The following is a 13407-nucleotide window of genomic DNA, read 5'->3' on the forward strand; positions in this document are numbered from 1 at the left end:
CCCCTCGCGGCGGTGGAGGCCTCGGGGTACCCGTCAGCGCCCCGCCTGCGCGGCGATCCCCGGGACCGCGTCATCGCGGCCGCCCCCGCGCCGCACAGCGTCCTCGCCGCCGACGGGGTCGTCGGGCACCTCGACGCGTTCCAGGCGCCGCGCCTGGCCGGTGTCGGCGGCCGGTGTCCCGTACCGACCGCACGGGACGTCGATCCGCAGGGGCTTGGGGTGTTCGTCGACGGCCTGCTCGCACACGCCGTACCGGAGAACCCTCCCCGGGGATGAGCGGGCTGCCCGGGCGGCCGGACACGGGGCTCAGGCGCGGGTGGGAACGCGGTGGCGGACCGGGTCGCGCTCCTGGGCGCGGCCGGAGGACCGGGTGTGCACCCGCACGGCGTCGTCGGTGGGGTCCAGCAGGAGCGCCCGGCCCGCGGTGGCCTGGACGCCGGCGCCGACGCGCGCCACGGCCGGGACGGTGAGGGTGAACAGCGCGCCCGCGAACATGTGGATCAGGGTCGTGGCCAGGAGGGGGGAGTCCGGGAGGACGTACTCGCCGACACCGGTGTAGCCCGGGATGTGGTGGAGCGCCCAGCCCCACAGGGGGTACAGCAGCCCGGCCACGCCCGCCGTCCACCAGGCCAGGACCAGGACGAAGGTGACCAGCGACAGCGGGAGGACCACCAGCGCGTGGAGGGCGTCCAGCCAGGTCTGCCGACAGGCCAGGGGGGTCAGGGCGCGGCGCAGGGGACCCGCTCCGGGACGGGCGGCACGGTAGGCGCGCCGGACCACGGGCGCGTCCAGCAGGTCGGCCAGGCGGATGCGTTCGACGTGGGCCGCGCCGCGTGCGGTGTGGAGGGTGCCGACCAGGACGAACAGGCCCACGAAAGCCACGGCGGAACCGGCTCCGGCGGCCAGTCCGGCCAGGACCAGCGCGAAGGCCGGGATGGTCAGGGCCGGTCCGAGCAGTACGTAGCGGGTGTCGGTCATGAGCCGCGCGAAGGGGTTGTCGTCCATGGCAGCGAACCTACGCTCGCGGGCCGTCCCGGGTCAGGGCGGTTGGGGGGCGGAGTCGGGGTGGTGCTGACCCCACCGCGCGTTGGCGCCGGGGGCACCTCGGGTGCGAGGCCCGGTTCCGGTGCCCGATACTGGGGGCGCAAGATTCGGAGCCACCGGGGGAGGCGTGTGTGACCACCACTGAGACCGACGACGCGGCGACGCGGGGCGAGCCGGAGCTGCGGTACCGGGCGGCCGTGCCCGGTGACGTCCCCGCGCTGGTGGAGTTGGTCAACTCCTGCTACCGGGGTGACTCCTCGCGGCAGGGGTGGACGACCGAGGCGGACCTGCTCGACGGCCAGCGCATGGACAAGGACGGCATGGGTGAGCTGCTCGCCCGCACGAACACGCTCGTCCTGGTGGCCGAGTCCGACGGGGAGCTGGTGGCCTGCTGCGAGCTCCAGCGGGGGACCAGCGGCGCCTACTTCGGGATGTTCTCCGTGCGTCCCGCCACCCAGGGTTCGGGGCTGGGGCGGCGCGTGCTCGCGGAGGCCGAGCGCACCGCGGTGCGTACGTGGGGGTGCCGCCTGATGCGGATGAAGGTGCTCAAGCAGCGTTCGGACCTCATCGCCTGGTACGAGCGGCGCGGATACACCAACACGGGTCGGATCACCCCGTTCCCGTACGGTGACGAGTCGTTCGGTGTGCCCAGGCGCCCCGACCTGGCCTTCGTGGAGCTCACCCGGGAACTGCCCGCCGACCTGGCCTGAGCCCGGGCCGGTTCGGAAACCCTCGGCGGAACCGTTCGGGGCCGGTGGTCGTCGTGGAGCGCGACCCGACCGCGACGACGAGGGGAGACCGATGGACACGGGTACCGGTTCCGGGACGGATCCGTCCGAGGGGCTGCTGGAGCGGCTGCGCGGGAGCGGCGCCGCCACGGTCCTGCCGTGCTCGCCCTACGACTTCGACCTGGACCGCGCCGGGTACGCCGACGACTGGCCACTGGAGCTGGAGTCGGGGGAGAGGCTCGTGGGGCTGGCCTCGGAGGGTGACGGCTCCGCTTTCTTCCTGTGCGGCGGGGACGAACGGCGGCCGGTGATCCACTACGACGGTGCGAGCAGCATGACGGTCCTCGGGCGGGACCTGGCCGAGTCGTTGGAACTGCTCCTGGGGGTTCCGCGCTCCGGGGACGTGACGCGGGCCCTGGAGCGGGACGGCGGGGACGCCGCCCTCGCCGCGTACGAGAGGTCCATGGCCGAACTCGCCGCCGAGCACGCCGAGGCCCCCGAGGACGAACTCGACGTGGTCGCCACGTATGAGGAGGTGGCCGGGGAGCTGGGGCTGCGTGTCCTGCCGGGGCCCGAACTCATCGACCGGTGGGCGCGGTCGTCGGCGGAGCTGGGCCCCGCCCTGACCCTGCTGTGGGTGGAGGAGCCCGAACCTCCGGTCGTCGTGGAGTCGCGCCAGCCCCGCCACCGGGGCGCGGGGTGCTCGGGCGGGTGAGGGTCAGCCGCGTTCGAGGTTGGCCGACATGCGCTCCAGCACGTCCACCACGGCGCGGTACTCCTGGTCGCTGATGCCCTGGCCCAGGCGGCGGCGCGCGTCACTGACCTTCTCGAAGAGGGCTTCGTGCGCGGTCTCGCCCGCCGCGGTCAGGGACAGCGACCGCTCTCCCTCCACCCACCCGCGTGCGCGCAGGTGGTCGACCACGGGCGCGACGGTGGGCTCGTCCTCCTCCAGGAAGGGGGCCAGGCGACGGTCCAGGTCGGCGACCGTCCCGGGGTCCTTGTGCAGGGAGGTGAGTACCTGCCAGTGGCGGCGCCCCAGGGACTCGGTGGACAGCGCCCGGTCGAAGTCGCTCTCGATCAGCCGGTCCAGGTGCTTGAGCCAGTAGCCGATCGGCAGGTCGGTCATGGTGCCTCCATCAGGAACAGCGGTGTCCGCGCGGGTGGGAACGACGCTATATCGCCGCCGCCCGTGCTGGCCAGCGACGGGGTGCGGTGTCGCCTGGCCCGCCCCTGGCGTCGGCGGTGGCACGGTGGCGGAGCCGGTGCGCCGGTTCAGACGCGACAGACCAGGGCGCCGCGCGGGACGACGAACACGCCGTCGGGCTCCCGGCTCCACCGGTCCCAGCCCGCCGAGATGTCCTCCAGCTCCTGTCGGGTGGCGTACCCCTCGGCGACCGCCTGGCGGCCCATGTCGGACTCCAGGATCCTGCGGGACCACATGGATCCCCACCACTCGCGGCGTTCGGGGCAGGAGTGGCTCCAGGCCTCGGCGACGTAGGTGACGTCGGTGAACCCGGCCCGGTGCGCCCAGGCGACCATGTGCCGCCCGGCGTCGGGTTCGCCGCCGTTGGCTCGGGCGACGCGCTGGTACAGGGACATCCACGCGTCCAGTTCGGGCGGGCGGGGGTACCAGAACATGCCGGAGTAGTCGCTGTCGCACACGGCGACCACTCCTCCGGGGCGGGCGACCCTGCGCATCTCGGCCAGGGCGCGCACGGGGTCGCTGACGTGTTGCAGGACCTGGTGGGCGTGGACGACGTCGAAGGTGTCGTCGGGCAGTCTCAGGTCGTGGGCGTCGTGGACCTGGAAGTCGATGGTGTCCACGCCGGTCTCCCGGGCGGTGGCCCGTGCCAGGTCGACGGCCTCGGCGGAGGAGTCCACGGCGGTGACGGGCCCGGGGGCGACGCGCTGGGCCAGGTCGACGGTGATGGTGCCGGGGCCGCAGCCGACGTCCAACAGGGAGCGGCCGGGGAGCATCTCGTCCAGCGCGTAGGCGGTGGAGTTGGCGGCGTTGCGCCAGCGGTAGGAGTCGGTGACCGACCGGTGCTGGCCATGGGTGTAGCGCGGCATCGGGCCTCCCCTTCCTGGGGGTGTCGTGGAGTTCCTGTGGTGGGAACCCTACACCTCCGTCTCTCTTCTTGAGATTTGATTCTCAATATTTGAGACGCACGTCCGGGGTGGGGAGTTCGCGCGTGTGCCGCGCACCCCGTCCCCTATGCTCCCCGTGAGGCCGCCACCGCCCCCCGGCGGACCGAGCCCGCGGCCCACCCGAACGCGGCGAGGAGTCAACGATGACCGTCAGGCACAGGGACGTCGAGGTCAACGGAGTCCGCTTGCACATCGCCGAACAGGGGGAGGGGCCGCTGGTCCTGCTCCTGCACGGTTTCCCCGAGAGCTGGTACTCCTGGCGCCACCAGTTCGCCCCGCTGGCCGAGGCCGGATACCACGTGGTCGCCCCCGACCAGCGCGGCTACGCCCGCAGCGAGAAGCCCGGGTCCGTCGACGCCTACACCCTGCTGCACACCGTCGGCGACGTCACCGCCCTGATCCACGAGCTCGGTGCCTCCGGTGCCGTCCTGGTCGGCCACGACTGGGGGGCGCCCGTGGCCTGGGCGACCGCGCTGCTCCGCCCCGACCTGGTGCGCGGCGTGGCGGGGCTCAGCGTTCCCCCGGCGCCCCCGGCGATGATGCCTCCGCCCTCGGTCACCCGTGACCTGTACGGCGAGGGCTTCTACCAGATCTACTTCCAGGAGCCCGGTAGGGCCGACGCCGAACTCGCCCGGGACCCGGCCGCGACGCTGCGCCGCATCCTGTTCAACGCCTCGGGGGACAACCCCCGGGTCGAGAAGCCCGAGCCCTGGGTCATTCCCGAGGGGCAGACCCTCCTGGACACCATGCCCGAGCCGGACGCGCTGCCCGACTGGCTGACCGAGGATGACGTGGCCGCGTTCGCGGAGGACTACCAGGGCGCCGACGCGTTCACCGGACCGCTCGGCTGGTACCGCAACATCGAACGCAACAACGAGCTCATGGCCGCCTTCCAGGGCCGCACGGTCGACCCGCCCGCGCTGTACGTGGCCGGTGACAAGGACATGGTCATGTCCCTGGAGGGCGTGGACTTCCTGCGCGAGAACCTGCACCTGGTCGCGCCGCGCGTGCACGCCAACATCACCCTGCCCGGGTGCGGGCACTGGACGCAGCAGGAGCGCCCCGAGGAGGTCAACGCCGCGCTGCTGGACTTCCTCGCCCACGTGGAGGAGGACGCCGCGTCCTAGGCTCCCTCGCGGGAACCGGGGCCGCGGGCTTCCCCGCGGCCCCGGCAGTGGCGACCGACGGACAGGGGGGCACGCGCCCGCGGCGACGGTGAACAGGAGAGCCGGTGCGGCTGACCCAAGGACCGCTTCGGGCTGTCCTGGCAGCCCGTCCCGCTCCGGCTGCACGCGCTGTCGGGGCCCGAGCCGGGTCGGCGCCGGTTGGGCAGGTGACCGCCCGTGGCCGGGGGCGCTCACGGGGGTCAGCCCTGGACCTGCGTGTTCTGGCAGGCGGTCAGGAGCCAGCGGCCGTCCTCCCTGGACATCACGTACAGCGGCGTGCCCTCGGGCTGGTCCTCGGCGGGGGCGCCGTCGCGGGTGAGGTAGCGCTGGCGGACCTTGACCGCGGCCACGTCCGGCCGGATGAACTGGACGTGGTCGACCTCGTAGACGGGGACGAGGTTCCCCATCGCCCCGGGCAGCACTCTGCGGGTGAAGTCGCTGATCTCCTGCCGTCCGAACAGTCGCCGGCCGTGGCCGGTGGTCCAGATGGCGTCCCGGCGGAACAGCGCGGCGAACGCGTCGGGGCGTTCGTCGCGCTGCGCGCGTTCCACCTCGGCGACCACCTGGCGGATGGCCTCGATCTCGCTGTCGCGGTCGGGGGTGTGCGTTGTGTCCATGGAGGAGAGCCTGCTTCCTTAAGTTAGGTTGAGGTCAACCCCGGTCCGCGGACCTCGACAGTTCGGCGAGCCAGTCCTCGAACGTGGTCGGCGCGATCCGGGCCCCCTCGCCCGGGAGGAGGACGTTCCCGGCCATCTCCTCGTCCAGGACGCCCGACCACGTCGGTACCAGCGTGACCCGGCGCCCCTGCGCCCGGTGGGTGCGCCGGGCCATGTCGACCAGGTCCTGGGGTCCGGGTCCGGCCAGGTCGGCGTGGCGCCCCCGCGGTCGGCCGAGGGCGACCTCGGCCAGGACGTCGGCCACGTCGGCGGGCGCGACGGGCTGTACGAGCAGCGGGGCGAGGGTGGCGACACCGTCCCTCTCGGTCCAGCCGACGACCATGGCGGCGAAGTCGTGGAACTGGGTGGCCGGGACGATCGTCCACGGCACCCGGCCCTCGGCGACCAGACGCTCCTGTTCCCGCTTGGCGGCGTAGTGCGGGTTGCCCTCGACACGGTGGATCCCCACGATCGAGAGCAGCACGTGGTGGCGCACGCCCGCGCGCTCCTCCGCGGCGAGCAGATTGCGGGTCATGGTGCCCAGCTGGCCGACCGCGGCGGAGCGGTCGGCGGCGGTGGTGTTGGTGGCGTCGATGACGGCGTCGACCCCGGCCAGGGCCCGGTCGAGCCCGTCCCCGGTGGCCAGGTCCACGCCCTGGGAACGGCTGATGCCCACGGCCTGGTGTCCGTCCCGTTCCAGGGCCCGGACGGCGAGGGATCCGATGTTGCCCGTGGCTCCGGCGACCGCGATCCGCATGGTGTTCACTCCTCGTGTCGGCTACCCCGCAGCCTATACAGGATAAAAAAGGTCCGCAATATCTTTAATAGACTGGAGGGCATGAAGCTGCCTGTGAGTACCGAGTGGGTGTTGCACTGCGCCACGACCCTGGCCCAGCTCGAACCGGGGGCCACCGCACCCGCGACACGCCTGGCGGAGTACTACGACATCCCGGCGCCCTCGCTCGCCAAACAGCTCCAGGCTCTGGTCAGGGCGGGTGTGCTGGACGCGACCACGGGCCCGCGCGGCGGGTTCCGGCTGGCCCGGGCCACCTCCGACATCACCCTCCTCCAGATCGTCGAGGCCGTCGACGGCCTCTCCTCGCCCTACGTGTGCCGCGAGATCCGCCAGAGGGGGCGCGGGGCGCTACCCGCCGAGGACTGCCAGGACAGGTGCGTCCTCGCCCGGAGGATGGACGAGGCCCACCAGGCCTGGCGGGACAGCCTCGCCGGGGTCTCGCTGGCCGACGTCCTGGACAGCCTGCCGCCCGGCGCGCCCGAACGCACCCGGGCACGGCTGGCCGCCCGGCGCTGACCCCCTCGCCGTGTTCGGGTGGCGCGGCGGCGCCACCCGAACACGGCGGTCAGACCAGCGGGTCGCCGTAGGTTGCCCTGATCGGGGCGAGGTCGGGTTCGCCGAACCTTTCGACCATCTCCCCGAACCTCCGCACCTTGTCCTCTCCGAAGCGCCTCAGCCGCTCCTCGCAGGAGGCGCGCGAAACGAAGACCGGCGGATCCGTCTTGCTGTGGAACTTGTCCGCGAACATGACGAGCTCCTCCTCCGGCGACTCCGCCAGATAGTCCTCGGCCGGGATCGCGAGCCCCTGGGTGAGAACGTCCGAGCGGCTCAGGCCGACGCCCGTGTGGCAGGAGCAGAAACGCCGGATCTCCTCGGGGAGCCCCTCCTCGGCGAGGATGTCGCGCCCCAGCACCCCGTGGCGGACGTAGTTCGCGTGGTCGATCCTGCCGGAGCCGTCGTAGAGCGCGTACACACCGATGTCGTGGAGGAGGCTGCCCGCGCGCACGAGAGGGGCGTCCAGGCCGTCCGGGCGGCGTGCGAGCAACTGGTCGGCGATGTCGCGAACGATCCGGCAGTGCCGGTGGACGAGTGCGAACGCCTCGGGTGTGGGAGCGTACCTCTGGTGCAGGTCGCGGATCCGGGCGTCCGTGGGAATGCGCATGGCCACGACGCTATCCCGCCCCGACCCCGCCGGGGCCGTGCCCCAAGGCAGGGCGCCGACCGGGCGGATCCCGTGGTCAGGGGCGCAGGGCGCAGTCACCGCACTTCCCGTACCCGGGCAGCCGGTAGTACAGGCAGCACGTGGTGCGCCGGAACACCGCCAGCCCCTCCGCGTCCGTACCCGTGTACCCGCCGGTGCCGGCCAGCGCCGGACGGGCCAGGAGGGTACGCGCCAACTCCTCGGCCGCCGGGCGCACACCGGGGCGGTCGGTCCCCAGCGCCCGGACCGCCCCGGCCAGGGCCGCCGCGGTGTTGCCGCGCAACAGGCCGGGCGCGACCCTGCCGACCCTGGGCAGCACCCGGGCGATACGGCCCAGCACCCCGGTGACGACGGTCTGTTCGACCCAGTCGGCCAGTTCCCCTGCGGGGGCGGTCCCGGCGTACTCCTGGTCCGTGCGCAGGACCACCGGGCCCTCGCGCCCGGGGTCGTGGTGGAAACGCGCCGCGTCCACCAGGGCGCCGTGGCACAGTCCGGCGGCCAGCACCGGGGAGAGCAGCCGCGCGGCCAGTCCCTGGTGGAGGATCGAGGCCGCCACCCGCCACTCCACGTCCCCGGGCTCCTGACCCGACATCGCCGCGAGCTGGACGCGCACCCGGTCCACCTCCGCCGCGATCACCCCCTCGGAGGCCCCGGCGCCGTCCAGGGAACGCCACCGCGGCCCCGGTGCCTCCTGCTCCAGCCGGAAGAGCATGTTGATCCGTCCCGTGTCGGCCAGGACCGGCCGTACCCGAACGTGAGCCATACCGGACGCGCCTCCCCTTCCTGGTGGTGCTGCCACCACCGTGACTCCACGTGTTGACGGCCTCGCCGTGGGAGGGCCGCGATCACTACGTTGGTCCTGTGAACGGCCGCGACATCCCCACCACCGCCGGGGACGGCCAGGGTGAGCCCCTGGTGTCCGCGTTGGCGAACCTGTCCCGTGCCGCCGAGGCCTACGGGCCGACCTGGCGGGTGCGGCTGGTCGCGGTGCTGCACCTGATGACGTCCCTCACGCTGGCCCCTCTCTACCTGCTGCCGGGGTTGGTGCTCGTTCTGTCGGCCACCTGGATCGGCATCGTCCTCATCCTGCCCTGGCTGCCCGACGCGCAGCCGATCGGCCCCGCCCGTATCGCCCTGGGCACGTCGCTCGCCGTCCTCGTGGCGCTCACGGCGGGTCCTCTGGCGCGGCTGGCGTGCCGGGTGCAGCGCGGCCGCCTGGGGTCGGTGTTCGGGATCGTGGAGACCGGGCCGCTCGGCCCCCTGCCCCCCGACTGCCTCCCCGCCCGGGCGGTGCACCTCCTGTTCGGCCGTGACGCCTGGACGCGGGTGGGGCGCAGCGTCGTCGCCGGCCTGCACGCCCTGCTGTCGGGGGCGCTCGTGGTGGTCCTGGTGGTGGGCGGTGGCGCCGGTGCGATGGGGGCGCTCCTGGGGGTGATGTACGCGCTGGTCCTGGGGTCGCCGGGGGAGGCGGTCGGACTGCTGGGCCTGGTCGTGGTCGGGCCGCTCGCGGCCCTGGCCGGTCTGCGTCTGGCTCCGTACCTGGTGGCCACGGAGGTCATGCTGCACCGGGCACTGCACCTGGACGCGCCCGAGATCCGGGTCCTGCGTCGGCTGATGCACGTCCAGGACAGCCGCCTGCGCATGGTCGACGCGGCCGAGGCCGAGCGCAGGCGGATCGAGCGGGACCTGCACGACGGCGCCCAACAACGGCTGCTCGCGCTCTCCATGACCCTGACCCGGGCCCGTACCCAACTGGCGCGCGACCCCGACCGCACCCTGGCACTGATCACCGAGGCCCAGCGGGAGTCCAAGGAGGTCATGGAGGAGCTGCGGCAGGTGGCCCGGGGCCTGCACCCCCGCGTGCTCACCGACCACGGTCTGCCCTCGGCCCTGCCGGTGGCCGCGGGACGGTCGCCGGTACCGGTGGAGGTCGACGTGGAGCTGGCGGAGCGCCCTTCCCACCGGGCCGAGGGGGTGGCCTACTACGTGGTGTGCGAGGCGCTGACCAACGTGGCCAAACACGCCTCGGCGGGGCGGGTCGCCGTGCGCGTCCGGTGCGTGTCCGCTCCGGGGCCACGGGGCGGGTCCCTGCTGCGGGTCACCGTGACCGACGACGGTTCCGGCGGTGCCGACCCCGAGGTCGGAACCGGCCTGTACGGGCTGTGGGACCGTGTGGACGCCGTCGACGGAACCCTGACCGTCCACAGTCCGACCGGCGGGGGAACCACCCTGACCGCCGACATTCCATGGAGGGCGTGAACGTGCACGACACGTCGGGTACGGGCGGGCCTGGGACGGGCCCGCGGGTCATCATCGCCGAGGACTCGGTGCTGCTGCGCAGCGGCATGGCCCGGTTGTTGGAGGACGCGGGCGTGGAGGTGGTCGACCAGGTGGGGGACGCCGAGGCCCTGGTGGCGTCGGTGGCGGCCCGACCCGACGTCGACCTGTGCCTGGTGGACATCCGGATGCCGCCGACCTACTCGGAGGAGGGCATCGAGGCGGGGGTGCGCATCCGCCGGGAGCACCCGGGGGTGGCGGTGCTGCTGCTCTCGCAGCACGTGGTCAGCAGGTACGCGGCCGATCTGCTGGGCGGCGGCGCCACCAGGGTCGGCTACCTGCTCAAGGACCGGGTCGCCGACATCGAGGAGTTCCTCACCGTCCTGCGCAGGGTCGCGGACGGGGGAGCGGCCATCGACCCGGAGGTGGTCTCCCAGCTGCTCAGCCGCCACCGCGACAGCGCCCTGGAGCGGCTCACCCCCCGGGAGGCCGAGGTGCTGGGGGCCATGGCGGAGGGGCTCAACAACGCGGGGATCGCGGCGCGGCTGACCGTGACCGAGCGCGCGGTCGAGAAGCACATCCGCTCGATCTTCACCAAGCTCGACCTGGGCCAGGACGACCACGACCACCGCAGGGTCCAGGCGGTCCTGCGGTACCTGCGCGGCAGCGAACGGAACTGAACCGACACACGGGGAAGGGCACGGCCCTTCCGGAAAGGAAACGACGTGTCATTCAAGGCGCGGGGCCTGTACGCCTCGTCGAGCAAGGAGCAGGGCCGGTTCCGGAGGGGGCCGTGGATGCTGTTGGGCGCCGTGCTCGTGGTGGTGCTGATCGGCGTCACCGTGGTCTCGGTCCTGGGCAACGTGACCGTGGACCGGGACAGCCGGAGTGACTCGTTCTCCGGCGTGACCTTCCTGGAGGTCGACAACAGGACCGACGGCGAGGTGGTCCTCGTCGGCGGTGACGGGAACGAGGTGACCGTGGACCGCAGTCTGCGGGGCGGTCCGCTCAAGGCGCCGCACGAGGAGATCGACGCGGACGACGGCGAGGAGCTGTCCCTGGACGCCGGCTGCGAGGGCGTGCCGTTCTTCGGCACGTGCGCGGTCGACTACGAGATCGCGGTGCCCGAGGGGACGTCGGTGGAGGTGGAGACCATCAGCGGCCGGATCCGGGCGGAGAACGTCAACGGTGAGCTGGACCTGTCGAGCACCAGCGGTGCGGTGCTGGTGAGCGGCAACGTCGGTGACGTGTCGGTCTCCTCGACCTCCGGCGGTGTGGAGCTGTCCGGGGTGGAGGGCTCGGTCGCGGTCGAGACCACCTCGGGCCGCATCACGGCCTCCGGTTCGGGGGAGTCGCTGGTCGCGGAGTCGGTCTCCGGTGGTGTGGACGTGTCGGGGTTCACCGCCCGGGTGGTGGAGGCCGAGGCCACCAGCGGGGCCGTCGCCGTGGGCGGGGGCTTCTCGTCGGCCGAGGTGTCGACGACCTCGGGCAGCGTCGAGGTGACCACCAACGCCCCCTTCGAGCTGCTGTCGGTCGACTCCACCAGCGGCGCGGTCCGGCTGTGGGTCCCGGAGGGCTCCTACACGGTGACCGGGGACTCGGTGACGGGCGGCCGCGACATCGGCGTGGACACCTCCGCGGACGCCGGGGCGCGCATCGACGTGAACACGGTCAGCGGGTCGGTGCAGGTCGGGGTGTCCTGAGTCAGCGTTCGAAGCGCAGTGCCGCCCAGTCCGAGTCGATCGGGACCCGGGCGGTACTGCGCCACCCCGCCTCGTCCAGCGGTTCCCACCCCTGGTCGGCGGTCAGGTCGGTGATGATGGTGCCACCGCGTTGGGGGAAGCACATCCACAGCCGGGTCCGGGGGCCGGTGATCTCCAGAACGGCGGGGGTCTCGCGGTTGACGGTCCCCCGGTCCAGGGCGAACAGGTGGATGTCGTCGTAGTCGGCGCCCTCGATGGGACCCAGGTCGATGTGGATGTCCTGCGGCGGTTCCAGCAGGCGCAGGTAGCGTTCGGGAGCGTTGAGGACGAGCAGCCGGTCCCCGGGTCGCACCCCCAGCCTCTGTGCGAGCGTGTCCGACATTCCCCCTCCGTTCGGTGACCCGCGCGAGCGGCCCTGCGATCCTCCCGACACCGTACGGGCCCGGAGCGCCGAAACCGAGCGGCATCCCCCACTCGACCATGACATGACCGGGTTTTTAGGGTTCTCCGGGACGGGTGCCCAGGAGAGCCGACCATCCCCTGTCGCACCGGGCCAAAAGCGCTACGCCGCCACGGAAGTCGCTTCGCCCCGAGCTTCTCGGCCCGGATGCGGAGCAGATCCGGAGCGGATCTCGGCCGAGGGCCGGCCCACCCGCTCCGCCCCCTCCCGCGGTCGCGGGCTCACGGCGTCCGTCGGACGCGGGTACCGCTTGCAGGCTCTGCCCGCCCCGTCTCGTTCCTCATGCCCCAGGCGTTCCTCGTTGGGATCAGGACGCGGGAGCCCTGGCGGACACCGGGGAAGACGCAGACATGGCCGGTCCGCTGCGGTCAGGCGAACAGGTGCAGGACCCGCTCGGCGATACGGCGCGCGGTACCGGGTGGGTTGTGCGGTGTGGCGGTACCCGTGGGTCCGAGTTGGAGGAGCCAGCAGAGCGCGACCAGACGGCGGAACCCGCGCACGCGCGCGGCTTCCCCGGGGCCAGGTCGACGTGGGCCAGCAGCGCGTCGGGGTCCAGGGCGCCGTCGGTGTGGGAGATGTGCTCGGTGAGCTCGCCGAGTTCGAAGGCGCGGTCGTTGCGTCCGGAGTCCTCCCAGTCGATCAGCCGCACGCACCGTGCCCGCTCGTCGTAGAGGAGGTTGGCGTGGTTGCCGTCGGCCAGGCCCAGGACCGGGGGGTGGGGGTTGTCCAGGAGGAGGTCGGGGTCGGTGGTGGCCATCCAGGCGGTCCCCTCGTGGTACGCCTCCCGGACCAGCGGGTCGCTGCCGAGATCGGGGCGGGCGGCGAGAAACCTGCGGACCTTGGCCACCGCCACCCGTGGCCCCCAGGGAGCGGGGTCGAGTCCGGTGACGACCCGGGCGGGGATCCGGTGCAGCCGGTGCAGGCTTCGCGCGATCGCCTGGACCTGTTCGTCGGTGGTGTGCTCGCCGCGCAGGACACGGCCGGGCAGGCGGCTCATCGTGATGACGGGCGGTTCGGCGTCCAGACGGGCGTGGAGCGGGCGGGGAGCCAGGCCGGGAGCGTGCCGGTCCAGGACCTGGAGCGCCGTCCACTCCCGCCGCGGCTCTCCCCGACTCCAGTCGCCGTAGCGCTTGACCACGACGTCGTCGCGGATGTCGATGTGGTGGGTGTGGAATCGGTTGGACACGCGCTCTCGTTCACCGTGGTCGCCGCGGAGGCCGTCCTCGGC

General features: G+C 73.0%; 17 protein-coding genes. 7 read left to right on the forward strand and 10 right to left on the reverse strand.

Annotated features, from left to right (window positions below; all coding sequences use genetic code 11):
- Nucleotides 1–33 precede the first annotated feature (33 nt).
- Nucleotides 34–246, reverse strand: a complete 213-nt coding sequence (locus ACTVAJ_RS04140) for a hypothetical protein (RefSeq protein WP_470386689.1) — start codon at nucleotides 244–246, stop codon at nucleotides 34–36.
- A 60-nt stretch (nucleotides 247–306) separates the two neighbouring features.
- Nucleotides 307–1005 (reverse strand): sensor domain-containing protein, encoded by a 699-nt coding sequence (locus tag ACTVAJ_RS04145; RefSeq protein WP_470386690.1) that lies wholly within the window; start codon nucleotides 1003–1005, stop codon nucleotides 307–309.
- Between the two features lie 170 nt (nucleotides 1006–1175).
- On the opposite strand from ACTVAJ_RS04145, the gene ACTVAJ_RS04150 reads away from it, so the two are divergent.
- A complete protein-coding gene (locus ACTVAJ_RS04150) occupies nucleotides 1176–1754 on the forward strand; it encodes a GNAT family N-acetyltransferase (protein WP_470386691.1) in 579 nt (192 codons plus the stop codon).
- A 91-nt stretch (nucleotides 1755–1845) separates the two neighbouring features.
- The gene (locus tag ACTVAJ_RS04155) at nucleotides 1846–2487 is read left to right on the forward strand and encodes a hypothetical protein (RefSeq protein WP_470386692.1); all 642 of its coding nucleotides are present in this window, start codon (nucleotides 1846–1848) and stop codon (nucleotides 2485–2487) included.
- Nucleotides 2488–2490: 3 nt separating this feature from the next.
- Here ACTVAJ_RS04155 and ACTVAJ_RS04160 read toward each other — a convergent pair whose 3' ends face one another.
- Together ACTVAJ_RS04160 and ACTVAJ_RS04165 are read right to left on the reverse strand one after the other, a co-directional pair.
- Nucleotides 2491–2898, reverse strand: a complete 408-nt coding sequence (locus tag ACTVAJ_RS04160) for a MarR family winged helix-turn-helix transcriptional regulator (RefSeq protein WP_470386693.1) — start codon at nucleotides 2896–2898, stop codon at nucleotides 2491–2493.
- A gap of 146 nt (nucleotides 2899–3044) precedes the next feature.
- The gene (locus ACTVAJ_RS04165) at nucleotides 3045–3842 is read right to left on the reverse strand and encodes a class I SAM-dependent methyltransferase (RefSeq protein WP_470386694.1); all 798 of its coding nucleotides are present in this window, start codon (nucleotides 3840–3842) and stop codon (nucleotides 3045–3047) included.
- A gap of 221 nt (nucleotides 3843–4063) precedes the next feature.
- Between ACTVAJ_RS04165 and ACTVAJ_RS04170 the strand changes: the two genes are divergently transcribed.
- Nucleotides 4064–5047 carry an alpha/beta fold hydrolase gene (locus tag ACTVAJ_RS04170; RefSeq protein WP_470386696.1) on the forward strand — a complete coding sequence of 328 codons (984 nt, stop codon included), beginning with the start codon at nucleotides 4064–4066 and terminating at the stop codon, nucleotides 5045–5047.
- A gap of 239 nt (nucleotides 5048–5286) precedes the next feature.
- On the opposite strand, the gene ACTVAJ_RS04175 is transcribed toward ACTVAJ_RS04170, so the two are convergent.
- On the reverse strand, nucleotides 5287–5703 hold the full coding sequence (locus tag ACTVAJ_RS04175) for an SgcJ/EcaC family oxidoreductase (protein ID WP_470386697.1): 417 nt from the start codon (nucleotides 5701–5703) through the stop codon (nucleotides 5287–5289).
- Between the two features lie 34 nt (nucleotides 5704–5737).
- A complete protein-coding gene (locus tag ACTVAJ_RS04180) occupies nucleotides 5738–6499 on the reverse strand; it encodes an SDR family oxidoreductase (RefSeq protein WP_470386698.1) in 762 nt (253 codons plus the stop codon).
- An 81-nt stretch (nucleotides 6500–6580) separates the two neighbouring features.
- On the opposite strand from ACTVAJ_RS04180, the gene ACTVAJ_RS04185 reads away from it, so the two are divergent.
- Complete coding sequence (locus tag ACTVAJ_RS04185; protein WP_470386699.1) at nucleotides 6581–7054, forward strand: RrF2 family transcriptional regulator; 474 nt, start codon at nucleotides 6581–6583, stop codon at nucleotides 7052–7054.
- A gap of 49 nt (nucleotides 7055–7103) precedes the next feature.
- Here the strand turns inward: ACTVAJ_RS04185 and ACTVAJ_RS04190 are convergent, their stop codons facing one another.
- Both ACTVAJ_RS04190 and ACTVAJ_RS04195 read right to left on the reverse strand, forming a co-directional pair.
- Nucleotides 7104–7700, reverse strand: coding sequence for an HD domain-containing protein (locus ACTVAJ_RS04190; RefSeq protein WP_470386700.1), 597 nt, complete (start codon nucleotides 7698–7700; stop codon nucleotides 7104–7106).
- 76 nt (nucleotides 7701–7776) lie between these two features.
- Nucleotides 7777–8502: a (2Fe-2S)-binding protein gene (locus ACTVAJ_RS04195; protein WP_470386701.1), complete on the reverse strand. Its 726-nt coding sequence runs from the start codon at nucleotides 8500–8502 to the stop codon at nucleotides 7777–7779.
- Nucleotides 8503–8600: 98 nt separating this feature from the next.
- Here ACTVAJ_RS04195 and ACTVAJ_RS04200 point away from each other — a divergent pair, with 98 nt between their 5' ends.
- The 3 genes from ACTVAJ_RS04200 to ACTVAJ_RS04210 are packed head-to-tail and all read left to right on the forward strand — an operon-like array spanning nucleotide 8601 to nucleotide 11719.
- Nucleotides 8601–9998, forward strand: coding sequence for a sensor histidine kinase (locus ACTVAJ_RS04200; protein ID WP_470386702.1), 1398 nt, complete (start codon nucleotides 8601–8603; stop codon nucleotides 9996–9998).
- A complete protein-coding gene (locus tag ACTVAJ_RS04205) occupies nucleotides 9986–10696 on the forward strand; it encodes a response regulator transcription factor (protein ID WP_470386703.1) in 711 nt (236 codons plus the stop codon). Before ACTVAJ_RS04200 ends, ACTVAJ_RS04205 begins: the two co-directional genes overlap by 13 nt.
- A 45-nt stretch (nucleotides 10697–10741) precedes the next feature.
- A complete protein-coding gene (locus ACTVAJ_RS04210; RefSeq protein ID WP_470386704.1) occupies nucleotides 10742–11719 on the forward strand; it encodes a DUF4097 family beta strand repeat-containing protein in 978 nt (325 codons plus the stop codon).
- Nucleotide 11720: 1 nt separating this feature from the next.
- On the opposite strand, the gene ACTVAJ_RS04215 is transcribed toward ACTVAJ_RS04210, so the two are convergent.
- Entirely contained in the window at nucleotides 11721–12101 is a 381-nt protein-coding gene (locus tag ACTVAJ_RS04215; RefSeq protein ID WP_470386705.1) for a hypothetical protein, read from the reverse strand.
- 385 nt (nucleotides 12102–12486) lie between these two features.
- Complete coding sequence (locus ACTVAJ_RS04220) at nucleotides 12487–13365, reverse strand: phosphotransferase family protein (protein WP_470386706.1); 879 nt, start codon at nucleotides 13363–13365, stop codon at nucleotides 12487–12489.
- Between the last annotated feature and the right edge of the window lie 42 nt (nucleotides 13366–13407).

This window comes from Nocardiopsis sp. KDC1DS13DA1 (assembly GCF_055632325.1).

What these genes read in the sequence shown, in the direction of transcription:
- ACTVAJ_RS04145 (WP_470386690.1), bottom strand. Translation starts at nt 1,005, where the DNA reads ATGGACGACAACCCCTTCGCGCGGCTCATGACCGACACCCGCTACGTA.
- ACTVAJ_RS04215 (WP_470386705.1), bottom strand. Translation starts at nt 12,101, where the DNA reads ATGTCGGACACGCTCGCACAGAGGCTGGGGGTGCGACCCGGGGACCGG.
- ACTVAJ_RS04185 (WP_470386699.1), top strand. Translation starts at nt 6,581, where the DNA reads ATGAAGCTGCCTGTGAGTACCGAGTGGGTGTTGCACTGCGCCACGACC.
- ACTVAJ_RS04190 (WP_470386700.1), bottom strand. Translation starts at nt 7,700, where the DNA reads ATGCGCATTCCCACGGACGCCCGGATCCGCGACCTGCACCAGAGGTAC.
- ACTVAJ_RS04175 (WP_470386697.1), bottom strand. Translation starts at nt 5,703, where the DNA reads ATGGACACAACGCACACCCCCGACCGCGACAGCGAGATCGAGGCCATC.
- ACTVAJ_RS04160 (WP_470386693.1), bottom strand. Translation starts at nt 2,898, where the DNA reads ATGACCGACCTGCCGATCGGCTACTGGCTCAAGCACCTGGACCGGCTG.
- ACTVAJ_RS04205 (WP_470386703.1), top strand. Translation starts at nt 9,986, where the DNA reads ATGGAGGGCGTGAACGTGCACGACACGTCGGGTACGGGCGGGCCTGGG.
- ACTVAJ_RS04165 (WP_470386694.1), bottom strand. Translation starts at nt 3,842, where the DNA reads ATGCCGCGCTACACCCATGGCCAGCACCGGTCGGTCACCGACTCCTAC.
- ACTVAJ_RS04180 (WP_470386698.1), bottom strand. Translation starts at nt 6,499, where the DNA reads ATGCGGATCGCGGTCGCCGGAGCCACGGGCAACATCGGATCCCTCGCC.
- ACTVAJ_RS04155 (WP_470386692.1), top strand. Translation starts at nt 1,846, where the DNA reads ATGGACACGGGTACCGGTTCCGGGACGGATCCGTCCGAGGGGCTGCTG.
- ACTVAJ_RS04170 (WP_470386696.1), top strand. Translation starts at nt 4,064, where the DNA reads ATGACCGTCAGGCACAGGGACGTCGAGGTCAACGGAGTCCGCTTGCAC.
- ACTVAJ_RS04195 (WP_470386701.1), bottom strand. Translation starts at nt 8,502, where the DNA reads ATGGCTCACGTTCGGGTACGGCCGGTCCTGGCCGACACGGGACGGATC.